General features: G+C 64.1%; 13 protein-coding genes. 5 read left to right on the top strand and 8 right to left on the bottom strand.

The features are described 5' to 3' along the window. The first annotated feature begins 1 nt into the window (after window position 1). The 3 genes from EN818_RS06990 to EN818_RS07000 all read left to right on the top strand — a co-directional run bounded on the left by EN818_RS06990 (window position 2) and on the right by EN818_RS07000 (window position 2,432). The gene (locus tag EN818_RS06990) at window positions 2-1,816 is read left to right on the top strand and encodes an ATP-binding cassette domain-containing protein (protein WP_095804670.1); all 1,815 of its coding nucleotides are present in this window, start codon (window positions 2-4) and stop codon (window positions 1,814-1,816) included. A 71-nt stretch (window positions 1,817-1,887) separates the two neighbouring features. Next, window positions 1,888-2,130, top strand: coding sequence for a type II toxin-antitoxin system CcdA family antitoxin (locus EN818_RS06995; RefSeq protein WP_095804671.1), 243 nt, complete (start codon window positions 1,888-1,890; stop codon window positions 2,128-2,130). Beyond that, window positions 2,130-2,432: a CcdB family protein gene (locus EN818_RS07000; RefSeq protein ID WP_095804672.1), complete on the top strand. Its 303-nt coding sequence runs from the start codon at window positions 2,130-2,132 to the stop codon at window positions 2,430-2,432. Before EN818_RS06995 ends, EN818_RS07000 begins: the two co-directional genes overlap by 1 nt. 24 nt (window positions 2,433-2,456) lie before the next feature. Here EN818_RS07000 and EN818_RS07005 read toward each other — a convergent pair whose 3' ends face one another. Together EN818_RS07005 and EN818_RS07010 are read right to left on the bottom strand one after the other, a co-directional pair. Next, on the bottom strand, window positions 2,457-4,160 hold the full coding sequence (locus EN818_RS07005) for a hypothetical protein (protein WP_095804673.1): 1,704 nt from the start codon (window positions 4,158-4,160) through the stop codon (window positions 2,457-2,459). Window positions 4,161-4,230: 70 nt separating this feature from the next. Further along, entirely contained in the window at window positions 4,231-5,529 is a 1,299-nt protein-coding gene (locus EN818_RS07010) for an adenylosuccinate synthase (RefSeq protein WP_095804674.1), read from the bottom strand. A gap of 202 nt (window positions 5,530-5,731) precedes the next feature. Between EN818_RS07010 and EN818_RS07015 the strand changes: the two genes are divergently transcribed. Beyond that, entirely contained in the window at window positions 5,732-6,622 is an 891-nt protein-coding gene (locus tag EN818_RS07015; protein ID WP_095804675.1) for a DMT family transporter, read from the top strand. 58 nt (window positions 6,623-6,680) lie between these two features. Here the strand turns inward: EN818_RS07015 and serA are convergent, their stop codons facing one another. The 5 genes from serA to glmM all read right to left on the bottom strand — a co-directional run bounded on the left by serA (window position 6,681) and on the right by glmM (window position 13,079). Further along, a complete protein-coding gene (serA, locus tag EN818_RS07020) occupies window positions 6,681-8,279 on the bottom strand; it encodes a phosphoglycerate dehydrogenase (RefSeq protein WP_095804676.1) in 1,599 nt (532 codons plus the stop codon). 71 nt (window positions 8,280-8,350) lie between these two features. Further along, entirely contained in the window at window positions 8,351-9,526 is a 1,176-nt protein-coding gene (locus EN818_RS07025) for a phosphoserine transaminase (RefSeq protein WP_095804677.1), read from the bottom strand. 192 nt (window positions 9,527-9,718) lie between these two features. Beyond that, on the bottom strand, window positions 9,719-10,492 hold the full coding sequence (locus EN818_RS07030; RefSeq protein WP_095804678.1) for an outer membrane protein: 774 nt from the start codon (window positions 10,490-10,492) through the stop codon (window positions 9,719-9,721). A gap of 208 nt (window positions 10,493-10,700) precedes the next feature. Then, a complete protein-coding gene (locus EN818_RS07035; protein WP_095804679.1) occupies window positions 10,701-11,516 on the bottom strand; it encodes an outer membrane protein in 816 nt (271 codons plus the stop codon). A gap of 210 nt (window positions 11,517-11,726) precedes the next feature. Then, complete coding sequence (gene glmM / locus EN818_RS07040; RefSeq protein ID WP_095804680.1) at window positions 11,727-13,079, bottom strand: phosphoglucosamine mutase; 1,353 nt, start codon at window positions 13,077-13,079, stop codon at window positions 11,727-11,729. Between the two features lie 366 nt (window positions 13,080-13,445). Here glmM and EN818_RS07045 point away from each other — a divergent pair, with 366 nt between their 5' ends. Continuing rightward, a complete protein-coding gene (locus tag EN818_RS07045) occupies window positions 13,446-14,309 on the top strand; it encodes a hypothetical protein (protein ID WP_095804681.1) in 864 nt (287 codons plus the stop codon). Between the two features lie 462 nt (window positions 14,310-14,771). Here EN818_RS07045 and ftsH read toward each other — a convergent pair whose 3' ends face one another. Next, window positions 14,772-16,706 carry an ATP-dependent zinc metalloprotease FtsH gene (gene ftsH, locus EN818_RS07050; protein WP_095804682.1) on the bottom strand — a complete coding sequence of 645 codons (1,935 nt, stop codon included), beginning with the start codon at window positions 16,704-16,706 and terminating at the stop codon, window positions 14,772-14,774. Window positions 16,707-16,745: the final 39 nt, after the last annotated feature.

A 16,745-nucleotide genomic window follows, 5' to 3' on the forward strand; every position in this document is an offset into this window, starting at 1 on the left:
CATGGCGCCGCCTCTCCTCAATCTCGACGGCATCGTCCTGACCTTCGGCGGCGCGCCGCTGCTCGGCGGCGCGGCGCTCAGCGCTTCCGCCGGCGAGAAGATCGCGCTGGTCGGCCGCAACGGCTCGGGCAAGTCGACCTTGCTCAAGATCGCCGCCGGGCTGATCGAGCCGCAGGACGGCGAGGTGTTCCGCCAGCCCTCGGCGACCGTTCGCTACCTGCCGCAGATGCCCGACATGGATGGCTTCGCCAGCGTGCGCGCCTATGTCGAGGCGGGCCTCGGGCCGGCCGACGACCCGCACCGCGCCACCTATCTCATGGAGCATCTCGGCCTCACCGGAGAGGAGCGGCCGAACGACCTTTCCGGCGGCGAGGCCCGCCGCGCGGCACTCGCCCGCGCGATGGCGCCCGAGCCCGACATCCTGCTGCTCGACGAGCCGACCAACCATCTCGACCTGTCGGTCATCGAATGGCTGGAGGAGGAGCTCGCCCGCACCTCCTCGGCGGTGATCCTGATCTCGCACGACCGCCGCTTTCTCGAGCGCGTCTCGCGCGCCACCGTCTGGCTCGACCGCGGCCAAACACGCCGGCTGGACAAGGGGTTCGCGCATTTCGAGGAGTGGCGCGACCAGGTGCTGGAAGAGGAGGAGCGCGAGCAGCACAAGCTCGGCCGGCAGATCGTGCGCGAGGAGCATTGGCTGCGCTATGGCGTGACGGCCAGGCGCAAGCGCAACATGCGCCGCCTCGGTGAGCTTCAAGCCATGCGCCAGCGCTTCCGAAGCCACCGCGGCGCCGAAGGCACCGCGACCATGGTGGCCAGCGACGCCGCAGAATCCGGCAAGCTGGTGATCGAGGCAAAGGGCATCGACAAGAGCTTCGGTGACCTGACCGTCGTCAAGGGCTTCTCGACCCGCATCCAGCGCGGCGACCGCGTCGGTCTGGTCGGCCCCAACGGCGCCGGCAAGACGACGCTGTTGAAGATGCTGACCGGCGAGCTTCCACCCGACGCCGGCAGCGTGCGGCTCGGCGTCAATTTGGAGATCGCCACGCTCGACCAGAAGCGCGAGGCGGTCGATCCGCAGGAGACGCTGGCGCACTACCTGACCGATGGCCGCGGCGAGAACTTGCTTGTCAATGGCGAGCAGCGTCACGTCGTTTCCTACATGAAGGATTTCCTTTTCAAGCCGGAGCAGGCGCGCACGCCGGTGCGCGAGCTCTCGGGCGGCGAGCGGGCGCGGCTGCTGCTTGCCCGCGTGCTGGCAAGGCCGGCCAACCTCCTGGTGCTCGACGAGCCGACCAACGATCTCGACATGGAGACGCTGGAGTTGCTGCAGGAGCTGGTCGCCGGCTTTGCCGGAACGGTGATCCTGGTCAGCCACGACCGCGATTTCCTCGACCGCACGGTGACCAGCGTCATCGCTCCGGACGGCGGCGGGCGCTGGATCGAATATGCCGGCGGCTACTCCGACATGCTGACGCAGCGCGGCGGCTCAAGACTGGAGGAGCGCAGGACGAGGCCGAAGGTTGAAGCAAGCGAAGCGACAGCCAAGGCCGAACAGGCCAACGCGAAAAGCCCGGCCAAGAAACTCTCCTTCAAGCAGAAGTTCGCGCTGGAGTCCCTGCCGAAGAAGATCGAGGCGGTGACCGCGTCGATCTCGAGGCTGGAGAACAACATCGCCGACCCGTCCTTCTACGAGCGCGACCCCGCCTCGTTCCAGAAGACCATCGCCGCCCTCGACAAGGAGCGCACGACGCTGGCGGCGCTCGAGGAGGAATGGCTGGAGTTGGAGATGCTGCGCGAGGAGATGGAGGGGTAGGCGCCGAACAGTCTGCTCGTTGTTTTAGCGAGGAAAAGCGCATATGGTATACGCATGTTGCGGAGGCCATTATGCGCAAGATTGCTGCAAACGCGGTCCGTCAGCCTGCAAATCTGTCGATCGATTCACAGCTCATGAAGGAAGCGAAAGGTCTCAATGTAAACGTGTCCCGTGCCGCCGAGGCCGGGATCGCGGAAGCCGTGGCCGCCGAGAAGACGCGTCTCTGGAAGCTTGAGAACCGCGACACGATGGACTCCTGGAATGACTATGTCGAAAGGCATGGCATTCCGCTTGAGGAACATCGGCAGTTCTGATGGCGCGCTATGACGTCTTCGCCTCCAGCGGCTCCGAAGGCGTCTACCTTCTGGACGTCCAATCCGACTTGCTCGATCATTTCAAGACGCGGGTCGTTGTCCCGCTTCTGCCTATGGCTTCGGCCCCGCCCCCGATGCGCAAGCTCCATCCCGTCTTCGAGATCAACGGACGCAAAGTGGTGATGGCGACGCAGTTGATCGCAACGGTCTCGACGACGGAATTGGGCGAAAGCCGGCTTAACCTGACACGACACCACGACGAGATCGTCGCTGCGCTGGATATGCTGTTTCAAGGCTTCTGAACGTCGGGGCCGCCACCCGTTTTCTCACCCCGACGTCTTCGTCGCCCAGGCCTTCAGCGCCTCATCAAACACTTTCTCGCCCGGAATGCCCTTTTCCATCGTGAGCAACGCCCGTCGTCCGGTCTTGTAGACCACCGGCACGTCGATCCAGGCCTGGCCCCTGAGCAGCGTCAAATTGGCGTCCTCATCGGCCTTGGTGTCGTTGAGCGCCACGAGGAAGAACCCGTCGGCGATCTTGGCCGGGATGCCGATCAGCGGGCTGCCGGCATCCTGTTCCGAGCTCTTCATGGCGATGCGCAGGATGTTGTCGACACCGCCGCCGTCAAATCCTTCCGGTGTCAGGAAGATCATCTCGATGATATGGCTGGCCGGCAGCGTCTGGTCGGTGTTGCGCCGGATCGTCATGCGCAGCTGGATGTCCTTGCCCGGGATCGTCGCCTCGGCGCGGATCGCCGGCTCCGGCGGCAGGTCGCCGCCCGGCGATTCCTGCACCAGCGACCAGACGATGCTGCCGGGCTCAGCCGTGCCCTGCTGCGTGCTGGTTCGTTCCTCGTAGAAGATCGCCTTCTGCCCAACAGGCACGGTCGCTTCGGCCGTCGCGGGCGTAGGCGCAGCGCCGGCAGCGGGTGGCGTCGGGGCGGCCGCCGGCGGTGTGGTCCCGGCGGCGGGCGGCGCGGTCCCGGCGGCCGTCGCAGGTGGATTGGCGGCATCGGCGGACGGCGCCGGTGTTCCGGCAGGCGGTGCCCCCGGCGCTGGCGCCGCCGGAGCAGCGCCGGATGCAGCCGGCGGAATGGTCGGCGCCGGCGTGACGGTCGGCGGCGTGGTCAGCGCAGCGACGGATTCGCCTTCGCCGATCGTGGCCTGTCCGCCGGCGGGGCCAGGATCGGTCTCCTTGCCTTCCGGGGTCAGGCGTTGGGTGAACTTGGCTGTTTCGGCCGGTTCATTGGCACCGGCCGCATTGGTGCCCGCGGCCGGCGGGGCAGCCGCCGTCTCGGAAGCCGGTTTTGCCGGAGCCGGCTTGACCAGCGGCTCGGTCGCGACGGTCTTGCTCTCTCCAGCCAGGCCGAACAGCGAGCCGAACGCAGCCTTGTTCAGCCAGATGCCGTAGCCGCCGCCAGCCAGAACCAGAAGCGCGACGACGGCGGCGATCAACCCGCCATAGCTGCGCCTGCGCGCTGGCGGGCGCACCCGCTGGAAGCTCTCGGCCGCCGGCTGTTCGTCATTGGCGAAGACGTCGCTGCCATCGTCGGCTTCGGCCGGTGCCGTTGCGGCATGACCGATGTCGTCGTCGCGCGGCGACGGCATCGGCGGCGGGGGCCAGCTGGGTTCAGGCTTCTTCGTCGCACTTTGCCACGCCGGTTCCGCTTTTGCGGGCGCCGGTGCCGGTTTGGGGGGCACGGGCCTGGCCGGCTCCGGTTTGGCCAGCGGCTGCCGGACATGGCTCGGCTGGTTCTTGTTGCGGTCGATCGACGAGAAAATATGCTCCAGCTCCGCCAGCGGATCTTCTGCCGGGGCCGGCTTGGCATATTCCCGCTCGACGCTGGAAATGGCCTCTTCCAGCGAACGCTTCTGCTTGGCTATGACATCGGCCGTGAGCGGCGGGGAATAATCCGCAAGCTTCTTCGCCAGTGCCGCACGAGCATTCTCGTACGTCCGCTTGCGCAGCTCGGACGACGGTTCGCCGTGCTTCTCAAGCGACTTTTTCAGAACACTAACGAAATCCGCCATGCGTCAGTTGACCTGCATTCTTTCCCCGGGCGACCGCAAATCAGTCGCAGCGCCGGGAAGGGCTGTGAAACTAGTCTTGAAACGGGTCGGTCACAAGTATCGTGTCGTCCCGTTCCGGGCTGGTGGAAAGCAGCGCCACCGGGGCACCGATCAGCTCCTCGATGTAGCGGACATACTTGACCGCTTGCGCCGGCAGGTCGTTCCAGCTCCTTGCGCCGGCCGTGGTTCCCTTCCAGCCTTCGAGCGTTTCGTAGACCGGCTCGACGCGCGCCTGGGCGCCCTGGCTGGCCGGCAGATAGTCGATAAGCTCGCCGTCGAGCTTGTAGCCGGTGCAGACCTTGATCTCGTCCAGGCCGTCGAGCACGTCGAGCTTGGTCAGCGCGATGCCCTTGATGCCGTTGACGGCGACGGCCTGGCGCACCAGCACCGCGTCGAACCAGCCGCAGCGGCGCTTGCGGCCGGTGACGACGCCGAATTCGTGGCCGCGCGTGCCGAGGAATTCGCCGACCTCGTTCTGCTGTTCGGTCGGGAACGGCCCTTCGCCGACGCGCGTCGTATAGGCCTTGGTGATGCCCAGCACATAGCCGACCGCGCCCGGGCCCGTGCCCGAGCCGGCGGCGGCCTGGCCGGCGACGGTATTGGACGAGGTGACGAAGGGATAGGTGCCGTGGTCGATGTCGAGCAGCGTGCCTTGCGCACCCTCGAACAGAATGCGCTCGCCCGCGCGCCGTTTGTCGTCGAGCACCTTCCAGACACGGTCCATGTAAGGCAGGATATCGCCGGCGACCGAAGTCAGCTCCTGCATGATCGCCTCATGCGTCGCCTCGGCATGGCCAAGCCCGCGGCGCAGCGCATTGTGGTGCGTCAGCAGCCTGTCGACCTTCAGGGGAAGCGTTTCCAAATCCGCCAAATCCATCACCCGCACGGCGCGCCGGCCCACCTTGTCTTCGTAGGCGGGGCCGATGCCGCGGCGGGTCGTGCCAATCTTGGTTCCGGAATTGGAAGCGGCGTCTTCGCGGAATCCGTCCAGCTCCCGGTGCAGCGACAGGATAAGCGCGGTGTTTTCGGCTATTTTCAGGCGTTCGGGCGTCACGTCAACGCCTTGCGCCTTGAGCTTCGCCACTTCGGCGACGAAGGCATGCGGATCGAACACCACGCCATTGCCGATGATAGACAGCTTGCCTTGCCGCACCACGCCGGACGGCAGAAGCGACAGCTTGTAGACCTTGCCGTCGACGACCAACGTGTGGCCGGCATTATGGCCGCCCTGGAAGCGCACGACCACGTCGGCCCGCTCCGACAGCCAGTCGACGATCTTGCCCTTTCCCTCGTCGCCCCATTGCGAGCCGACGACCACCACATTGGCCATGTTCTTTTCCCTTGAGATGCCGCCCTGGCGGCTTGAAACGACAGGCCTCTATAGCCTCATGTGCACGCCGATGCGACCCTTTCTTTGCCGCGCGGGAACAGTCCGAGGCACAACCGATTCCGGCTTTCGCATCATTTACTTGGGTCGGCTTGCGCAATAGGCCGGCCCGCAGGTCGAACCATCCTTCACTTCGGAATCAGCGATGCATCGGAACGCCTACCTGTTCCTTTTCCTCACCACCCTGCTATGGGGCGGCAATTCCGTGGCCGGCAAGCTGGCTGTCGGCCACGTCTCGCCCATGACGCTGGTGTTCCTGCGCTGGGTGATGGCGGTGATGATCCTGCTGCCCATCGGCTGGCGGGCGTTGCGCGAGGACTGGCCGCAGGTGCGCCGGCATTGGCTGTTGCTCGCCGGCCTCGGCGCCTGCGGCTTCACATTCTTCAATGTCATCTTCTACACGGCGTTGAACTACACCACCGCCATCAATGTCTCGATCGAGCAGGCCGCCATACCGATCGTCATCATCATTGCCAATTTCGCGCTGTTCCGGCTGCGTGTGCGCCACTTGCAGATCGTCGGCGTCGCGCTGACCATCATGGGTGTCGCACTCACCGCGAGCCACGGCGATCTGGCCCAGTTGCTGAAGCTCGGTCTCAACTATGGCGACGCGATCATGCTGGTCGCGGTGCTCTGCTACAGCCTCTATTCGGTGGGTTTGCGCTTGAAGCCGGCGATCCGCTGGCAAAGCCTGATACTGGCCTTGTCTTTAGCCGCGCTTTTGACCTCGCTGCCCTTCTTTGTCTGGGAGGTCGCGGCGGGACGTGTCATCGTCCCGGACGCGCGCGGATGGGCGATCGCGGCCTACACCGCGCTCGGTGCCTCTGTGGTCTCGCAGATCTTCTACATCAGGGGCAATGAACTGATCGGCGCCAACCGGGCCGGGCTGTTCATCAACCTTGTGCCGATCTTCGGCACGCTGCTCTCGGTGCTCATCGTCGGCGAGAAATTCCAGCTCTATCAAGGTCTTGCGCTTGTGCTGGTGCTCGGCGGCATTGCCCTCGCCGAATACAGCGGCCGAAAGGCTGCCCTGTAGAGCGGCACCAAAATGCCCCGCTTGCCGAAGCGATGCGGGGCATTCCCAATGGCGTGTCTCAATCGCCTACGTCGAACCGCAGCCGCTTGGCCGAATCGATCGACTTGTGCGCCCGCAGCTGATCCAGGACCTTCTCCGGGAAGGGCGCGTCGAGATAGAGCAACGCAATGGCGTCACCGCCGGGCCGGTTGCGCCCGAGCTGGAAGTTGGCGATGTTGACGCCGTTCTCGCCGCAGACGGTGCCGAGCAGGCCGATGATGCCGGGCACGTCGGCATTGGTGGTGTAGAGCATGTGCTGTCCGACTTCGGCGTCGAGGTTGATGCCCTTGATCTGGATGAAGCGCGGCTTGCCGTCCGAGAAGCAGGTGCCGGCGATCGAACGCGTCCTGTGCTCGGTCTTGACCGTCAGCTTGATATAGCCGTCGAACACGCCCGACTTGTCGCGCTTCACCTCGGCGACGATGATGCCGCGTTCCTTCACCAAGATCGGCGCCGACACCATGTTGACGTCCGAGACCTGCGGCCGGATCAGGCCGGCAAGCGTGGCGCTGATCAGCGCCCGCGTGTTCATCGACGCTGTCGAGCCGTCGAAGAGGATCTCGACCTCCTTGATCGGATCCTCGGTGACCTGGCCGACGAAGGCGCCGAGCACTTCGGCAAGCTTGACGAAGGGCTTCAGCCTCGGCGCTTCCTCGGCGGTGATCGAAGGCATGTTGATGGCGTTGGAGACGGCGCCCTTGATCAGATAGTCCGACATCTGCTCGGCGACCTGCAGCGCGACATTCTCTTGTGCCTCGGCGGTGGAGGCGCCGAGATGCGGCGTCGCCACGACATTCTCCAGGCCGAACAATTCATTGTTCTCCGCCGGCTCGGTCTCGAACACGTCGATGCCGGCGCCGGCCACCTTGCCGCTCTTCAGCGCCGCCACCAGGTCGGCCTCGACGATCAGCCCGCCGCGGGCGCAATTGATGATGCGCACGCCGGACTTCATCTTGGCGATCGCGGCCGCATTGATGATGTTGCGCGTCTTGTCGGTCAGCGGCGTGTGCAGCGTGATGAAATCGGCGCGGGCGAAGAGCTCGTCGAGCTCGACCTTCTCGACGCCGAGCTCTTCGGCGCGACTGTCCGACAGGAACGGGTCGAAGGCGATGACATGCATCTTCAGGCCGACTCCGCGTGTCGCGACGATCGAGCCGATATTGCCGCAGCCGACGACACCCAACGTCTTGCCGGTGATCTCGATGCCCATGAAGCGGTTCTTTTCCCACTTGCCGGCATGCGTCGAGGCGTTGGCCTCCGGGATCTGGCGCGCCAGCGCGAAGATCATGGCAACCGCGTGCTCGGCAGTGGTGATCGAATTGCCGAAGGGCGTGTTCATCACGATGATGCCCTTGCGGCTGGCGGCGGGGATATCGACATTGTCGACCCCGATGCCGGCGCGGCCGACGACCTTCAGCTTCGGGGCGGCATTGATCAGCTTCTCGGTGACCTTGGTCGCCGAGCGAATGGCGAGGCCGTCATACTGGCCGATCACCTCGAGCAGCTTTTCCTTGTCCTTGCCGAGATCGGGCAGATAGTCGACGTCGACGCCGCGATCCTTGAATATCTGCACGGCTGTGGGAGAAAGTTTATCGGAAACGAGAACGCGGGGCGCCATGGCGACCTCCTTCGAAAATGGGATTTGATCCGTTTGGGGATCGGCGGCTCGCGGGCCGCCGCGAATGGATTTCAGGCCGCTGCTTTCAGCGACGCCTTCTGCGTGGCAAAGGCCCAGTCGAGCCAGGGCAGCAGCGCTTCGAGGTCGGACGTCTCGACCGTGGCCCCGCACCAGATGCGCAGCCCCGGAGGCGCATCGCGATAGGCGCCGATGTCGTAGGCCACAGCCTCCTTGTCGAGCACCGAGACGATGGCTTTGGCGAAGGCCGCCTGGCCGTCGGCATCGAGCACCGCCACGTCCGCATCTCTGAAGGAGAGGCACACGGACGTGTTCGAGCGCGTCGCTGGGTCGATCGCCAAGTGGCCGAGCCACGGCGATTGCGCCACGAACCGGTCGAGCACCGCGGCATTGGCATCGGCGCGGGCGATCAGCGCGTCCAGGCCGCCGATCGACTTCGCCCAGTTGAGCGCATCGAGATAGTCCTCGACGCACAGCATCGACGGCGTGTTGATGGTCTCGCCCTTGAAGATGCCCTCGATCAGCTTGCCGCCGGAGGTCAGCCGGAAGATCTTCGGCAGCGGCCAGGCCGGCTTGTAGGTCTCCAACCGCTCGACGGCGCGTGGGCTGAGGATCAGCATGCCGTGCGCGCCCTCGCCGCCCAGCACCTTCTGCCAGGAGAAGGTGACGACATCGAGCTTTTCGAAATCGAGCCTTTGCGCGAACGCCGCCGACGTCGCGTCGCAGATGGTCAGCCCCTTGCGCCCAGCCGGAATGAAATCGCCGTTCGGCACGCGCACGCCCGAGGTGGTGCCGTTCCAGGTGAAGACCACGTCGCGATCGAAATCGATCTGCGCCAGATCAGGCAACGCACCATAGTCGGCCTCGAACCTGCGCACGTCGGCGAGCTTGAGCTGCTTGACGACATCGGTCACCCAGCCGGAACCGAAGCTTTCCCAGGCGACCATGTCGACGCCGCGCGCGCCGAGCAGCGACCACAGCGCCATTTCGACCGCGCCGGTGTCCGACGCCGGCACGATGCCGATGCGATAGTCGGCCGGCACCTGCAGGATCTCGCGCGTCAGCTCGATCGCCTGCTCGAGCTTGCTCTTGCCGATCTTGGCACGATGGGAACGTCCGAGCGCGGCAGCCTTCAGCGCCTCGACCGACCAGCCGGGGCGTTTTGCGCAGGGACCTGAGGAAAAATTGGGATTTGCCGGACGGAGTCCGGGCTTGGTAAGCGTCGTCATCGTGGTCTATCCTTCCAGATAGTGGCCCCTCGTTGGGGAGGGGTGGCCCACGGACGGCGATATGCTGTCAGCCTTCCGGCGTCAAGAGCAAAGTTTTTGTCGCTGGCGGGATATTCGTCAGGTTTTTCACTACACGGCGAAACGACGGCGGATCAGTGGATCCGCCGTTTCGCGTTTCAGGAGTTGCGCTGCTCACCAGAGGTCGTAGCGAAGACCCAGCTTGACCTGGTTGTTGCTGATCCCCTTGTGGATGGAATAGGAATTCAGACTGTCGGCCGTGGCGTACTCGGCATCAGGCGCCGAGAAATACTGATATCCGAGGTCAATCACTACATTCTTCGTTACCTGGTAGGCAAAACCTGCATTCAAAGTATATGCCAGGGAATATTTCGTCTTGTTGTCACTTACGACAAAGTCATCGGTAGGGTCCAAGTTGTCGGTAAAATAGCTAGCCGAAAGGCTATATTTGCTTCGAACGATGCCGACACCGGCGCCGACATAGGGCGTGACCCCAACATAGGTGCCAAGATCGACATAGCCGTTGAGTATGCCGGAGATGGCATTGTTCTTGAGGGTCGCGGAAGCCACGGTCGCCGTTGCCGGCGGTATCACAGTCGTTGAATCATCGTAGCTGACACTGACCTCGTTGCCCGGCAGATAGCCGAGGTTGAGATCGGCGCGCAGATAGTCGTTGAAGTGGTAGCCAAAGCCGATGCTTGCAAAGATCGGATCTTCACTCTCGCTGAAGCTGGTGGGGGTGGAGCTGAAATTCTGGTCCTTGAAGCTCTTGTCTACCAGGTAGGAGACATCACCGCGCAGGTACCAGCCGGAGCCCACCTCGACCGGCTGATAGTCCGGCGCCTGGTCGACATAGATCGGCGGGTCGTAGTCGGCCGACAGCGCCTGCGTCGCCGGCGTCAGCACGATTGCGGCGAGCACCAGTGCAATACGCGATTTTGATATCATGGTCCCCGGCTCCTGAAGGTGGCGCCAGTCGCGAACGCGAGCACAGCTGCCGTTTCCAGGATGCATTGTTAACCATAGTGGTTAAGTGCCGGTTAAGGATAACAGTCAGTTACCGAATTGATTTCGATCGACTTTTGCCCAACGCTTGACAAACGAAAACCGCCCGGCGGATCGCCGGGCGGTTCGCAATGCCTCGAAAAATGGACGCCTACTTGGTATAGATGGGCTCAGGTTCGGGCTGATAGGCCACGACCGGCGCGGCACACCCATTGTTGCCGCCGAATTGATAGCGCAGGCCGCCGCGCACCTCGTGCGTATCGATGCCATGGTCGAAACCTGGCCCGGAGCTGCTCGTATCGAACTCAAACATGCGGCCTCCCTGGATATGGGAGAAGCGATAGCCCGCATCCAAGATCAATTTGTCGGTCAAGCAGTAGGAAGCGCCGGCCATAAGAGCGTATGCGAAACGCCAGCTGGATACGCCGGGGTTGAACTCGGTGGTGTTCGGGTCCCTGACGTCGTCCCATTTGACACGCGCGCCGCCGATGCCGGCGCCGACGTAAGGCGTGATCCCATGATAGGTGCCGAGATCGACATATGCATTGGCGAGCAGGAGGAAGGCGCTCATTTTTGAGACCTCGGTCGACGTCGTGACGAGGTCGGAGGTCTGGCCGTTGAAGTCTGACTTGAACCAGTAATCGGCAGTCAGATCGGTGCGGAAGTAGTCGTTGACCTTGTAGCCGACGCCGGCGCCCAGCGAGAATCCACCCTTGAGGTCGCCGAAATCGAAATCGTTGGTGCCGGGCGGGGGGCCGTATGTAATGTAGTCGATGCTATCCAGATCCGACTGGTGGTAGTCGATGTCGCCGCGGATATACCAGCCGCCGACATCCGCCGGCTGCGCCTCGACGACAGGCGGCGGTGCCTGCTCGACCATCGGCTCCACCATATCGGCCGCGAAGACCGGTCCGGCTGCCCCTGCGAACAGCGCGGCAAACGCCGCCATTCTTGCTGTATTGAACATGACTGTCACCCCTAAGAAGCCTCGGGACGACGCCCGAAGATGGTTGCCTCGGGTGGATAATGAATTGCAAAGGTTAAAGGCCGTTTAACCGTACCGATTAACCACGAATCTATGCAATTCTAGATGGCAAAGCCATGTCCATGGCGGCGCGGTCGCAGCAAAAAGCCCGCCTGCTGGCGGGCTCCGGGATGTCGGACGCGGCGGCGGGCGTCAGGCGGCGCTGCGGGTTTCCGAAATGATCCCGACGATGTCGTTGACGACGGCTTCGACCAGTTGCGGGTCGTCGCCTTCGGCCATGACGCGGATCAGCGGCTCGGTGCCCGAGGGCCGAATGACGAGGCGCCCGCTCTTGCCCAGCCGGTTGCGCGCATCCTCGATCGCCGCCTTGACGGGGGCCTCCTCCAGCGGCTTGCCGCCGGCGATGCGCACGTTCTTCAGAAGCTGCGGCACCGGCTCGAATTTCCTCGACAGCTCGCTGACCGGCCGGTTCTGCCGCTTGATGCAGGCCAGCACCTGCAGCGCCGAGACGAGGCCGTCGCCGGTGGTCGAGAAATCGGAGAGCACGATGTGGCCGGACTGCTCGCCGCCGACATTGAGCCCGTGCGCGCGCATGTGCTCGACCACATAGCGGTCGCCGACCTTGGTGCGGTGCAGTTGCAGCTTCATGTCGCCGAGGAAGCGCTCGAGACCGAGATTGGACATCACCGTCGAGACGACGCCGCCGCCGGCGAGCCGGCCGCTCTGGTGCCAGGATTCGGCGATCAGCGCCATGATCTGGTCGCCATCGACGATGGCGCCGTTCTCGTCGACGATGACCACGCGGTCGGCGTCACCGTCGAGCGCGATGCCGATGTCGGCGCGCACCTCATGCACCTTCTTCTGCAGCCCGGCCGGATGGGTCGAGCCGCACTCCTTGTTGATGTTGAAGCCGTTCGGCTCGACATTGATGGCAACGACCTCGGCGCCGAGCTCCCACAGCGCCTCGGGCGCCACCTTGTAGGAGGCGCCATTCGCGCAGTCGACGACGATGCGCAGCCCCGAAAGCGACATCGAACGCGGCAGGGTGCGCTTGGCGAATTCGATATAGCGGTCATGGACACCATCGACGCGCTTGGCGCGGCCGAGGCCGTCCGAATCGGCAAGCGCCAGCTCGATGTCCTTGTCGAGCATTCCCTCGATGCGCTCTTCGATCTCGTCGGAAAGCTTGTAGCCGTCAGGACCGAACAGTTTGATGCCGTTGTCGTAGTAGGGATTGTGCGAGGCCGAGATCATCACGCCGATGTCGGCGCGCAGCGAGCGCACCAGCATGGCGACTGCCGGTGTTGGGATCGGGCCGAGCAGGAATACATCCATTCCGGCGGCGCACAGGCCGGACACCATCGCGTTCTCGATCATGTAGCCGGAAAGCCGGGTGTCCTTGCCGAGCACCACGCGGTGGCGATGGTTGCCGCGCTGGAAGGAGAGTCCGGCCGCCATGCCAACCCTCATGGCGACCTCGGCCGTCATCGGAAACTTGTTGGCGCGTCCGCGGATGCCGTCGGTGCCGAAATATTGCCCTGCCATGTTTATTAGGTCCCCGTCGGTTTCAGCGGCCCGTATTGCCATAATTGGGCCGCATCCGATCATCACGTTTCGCGATTATATATTACCATTCCCTTAGAAAATCATTGTGGCGGCGGATTCAAATGATTCGGCGTCCCTGCCACGACCTCTCATTGTAACGGCAATATAGCAGCCGAGACGAGCTTTTTCCGTTCAAAGCGCATATCCGACCTTGCTTGCCTGGAGAATCGTAAGCAATTCATCACCTTATCGGGAGGAACACACTTTGTGACGGGGTTCGCAATGGAAGCATCTGGCGCAACCCGACATTGAGAGTTATTGATTTGGCATAGGGACACAACCTGACGGCAACAAGGGAGAGACGCCATGCTTATTCATAGACTTGCAACAGTGACGGGCCTCGCCGTGGCAGCCTTTTTCGTGGCGGCGCCGGCGAGCGCGCTGACCATGGCCGAGTGCAGCACCAAGTACAACACGGCCAAGGACGCCGGAACGCTCAACGGCCAGACCTGGAATCAGTTCCGCAAGGCCCAGTGCGGCAGCGAGGCCTCGGCCACGACCGATACCAAGGCGACGGACACCAAAGCCACTGACACCAAGACCAACACCGAGGCGGCCGAGACCAAGCCGGCCAAGAAGGCGAAGGAGCCCACCGCAGCAGCGGACAGCTCGGCCAAGGGCCTGACCGCCAAGGAATGCAGTGCCAAGTACCAGGCCGCGAAGGCCGCCGGCACGCTGAACGGCATGAAGTGGAACGACTTCCGCAAGACCGAATGCGGTGCAGGCGCGACCGCCGCGGCCGAGACCAAGCCGGCTGCGGCCAAGACCTCGACCGAAGCCGCCGAAGGCTCCAAGGGCCTCACCATGGCTGAATGCAGCAGCAAGTATCAGGCAGCCAAGACGGCCAACAAGCTCAACGGCATGAAGTGGAACGACTTCCGCAAGGCCGAGTGCGGCACAGGCGCCGCCGACGACGACACTGTCCCGGCCCCGACGGAAGCGACCTACACCAAGGAGCCGGCAAAGCCGACCGCAGCCGCGCCGAAGGGCGTCACCTTCCCGACCGCCATCTCGTCGAAATTCGCCAACGAGACCCCGGCCAAGGCCCGCATGCACACCTGCCTCGAGCAGTACTACGCCAACAAGGACGCCAACACGCTCAACGGCCTGAAGTGGATCCAGAAGGGCGGCGGCTTCTACAGCCTGTGCAATGCCAAGCTGAAGAGCTGATTTCAGCACAGACTCTCCAGATGAAGGCCCGCGCGTCGCCGGATGCGCGGGCCTTTTGCTGGAGATCATCGAGACTGTGTCTGCGCTGTTGGCGAAGCGCCGACGACGACGCTGCCAATCTCCCCCCTCGAGGGGCCCGCGTGGGGGAGATGTCCGGCAGGACAGAGGGGGGCGCGAAGGATCGCTTCCTTCATCCTACTTGGTTTGCTCACGAAGGTGCGGCTCGGCAGGCCGAGACCCGGCGGGGACTTATTAACGGGCGCAAAGCCACGCTCGACATGCCGGCGGGACAGCGCCCCTCTCTGCCCTGCCGGGCATCTCCCCCAGGAGGGCCCCAGGAGGGGGGAGATTGGCTGTCGCGCCGGCTTTCGACAATCGCCGGCGTGTAGGCCCGACCTCCGGCTCTTCAAAGCAAAAACGCCGCGGCAAGGCCGCGGCGCTCGTTCGATCGGTGTTTCCAGACTAGCCCTGCGGCTGGGGCTCCATGCCGCCTTCGGGCTCGGGGCCCTTCTTGCGGCGGCCGCCGGTGCCGGCCTTCGGCACGGCCGAGCCGCGGCTGGGGGGCGTGTCGTCGCCGAGGTCGCGGGCGGGCTTGTGGCCGGCGATCAGTTGCTTGATCTCGTCGCCGGTCAGCGTCTCGTATTCGAGCAGCCCCTCGGCCAGAGCGATCCAGTCCTTCTTCTTCTTGGTCAGCACGGCCTTGGCGGTCGAGTAGGCATCGTCGATCAGCCGGCGCACTTCGGCGTCGATGATCTGCGCCGTCTCTTCCGAGATGTTCTGCGTGCGCGCCACGGAGTGGCCGAGGAAGACCTCTTCCTGGTTGTCGCCATAGGCGACATGGCCGAGCTTGTCGGAGAAGCCCCAGCGCGTGACCATGGCGCGCGCCAGCTTGGTCGCCTGCTCGATGTCGGAAGAGGCACCGGAGGTGATGTTCTCCTTGCCGAACTTGAATTCCTCGGCAACGCGGCCACCCATCATGATCGCCAGACGCGAGATCATGTATTTGTAGCTCATCGAATAGCGGTCGCCTTCCGGCAGCTGCATGACCATGCCGAGCGCGCGGCCGCGCGGAATGATGGTCGCCTTGTGCAGCGGGTCCGCCGTCGGCACGTTAAGGGCCAGGATGGCGTGGCCGGACTCGTGATAGGCGGTCAGTTCCTTCTCGGCCTGCGTCATCGCCGACGAACGACGCTCGGCGCCCATCATGATCTTGTCCTTGGCATCCTCGAACTCGGCCATGGTGACGAGCCGCTTGTTGCGGCGCGCCGCCATCAGCGCGGATTCGTTGACGAGGTTCATCAGGTCGGCGCCGGAGAAGCCGGGCGTGCCGCGCGCGATGACCTTGAGGTCGACATTGGGCGCCAGCGGCACATTGCGCACATGCACCTTGAGGATCTTCTCGCGGCCGACGATGTCGGGGTTCGGCACCACGACCTGGCGGTCGAAGCGGCCGGGCCTCAGCAGCGCCGGGTCGAGCACGTCGGGCCGGTTGGTGGCGGCGATCAGGATGATGCTCTCGTTCGACTCGAAGCCGTCCATCTCGACCAGCAGCTGGTTCAGCGTCTGCTCGCGCTCGTCATTGCCGCCGCCGAGGCCGGCGCCGCGATGACGGCCGACCGCGTCGATTTCATCGATGAAGATGATGCAGGGCGCGTTCTTCTTGGCCTGGTCGAACATGTCGCGCACGCGGCTGGCGCCGACGCCGACGAACATCTCGACGAAGTCCGAGCCGGAGATGGTGAAGAACGGCACATTGGCTTCGCCCGCGACCGAACGCGCGAGCAGCGTCTTGCCGGTTCCGGGCGGGCCGACCAGCAGCACGCCGCGCGGGATCTTGCCGCCGAGGCGCTGGAACTTCTGCGGGTCGCGCAGGAACTCGACGATCTCCTCGAGATCCTCCTTGGCCTCGTCGACGCCGGCAACGTCCTGGAAGGTGACGCGGCCGTGCGCTTCGGTGAGCAGCTTGGCCTTCGACTTGCCGAAGCCCATGGCGCGGCCGGAGCCGGACTGCATCTGGCGCATGAAGAAAATCCACACGCCCAGGATCAGGATCATCGGCAGCCACGAGATCAGATAGCCGAACAGCGAATTGGAGCCATCGGTTTCAGGCTTGGCGGTGATGGTGACGTTCTTGTCCTGCAGCCTGGAGACCAGCGACGGATCGCCGGGCGAATAGGTCTGGAAGCCGTTGGCGTTGTCCGTGTAGTTGCCGAAGATGCGGGCGCCGGCAATCGTCACGCTCTTGACCCGGCCGGAAGCGACGTCCTGCAGGAACTGCGAATAGGCGATATCGCTGGTAGCGCCCCGCGTCTGTGGCGTCTGGAAAAGGTTGAACAGGGCAATGAGCAGGACGGCTATGATCGCCCAGAGCGCGAGGTTGCGATAGTTCGGGTTCATCTATTGTCCTGTTGGCGTCCGCGCGGGGACCACGATGAT

The organism is Mesorhizobium sp. M3A.F.Ca.ET.175.01.1.1 (assembly GCF_004791945.1).
Lineage (GTDB): Bacteria > Pseudomonadota > Alphaproteobacteria > Rhizobiales > Rhizobiaceae > Mesorhizobium.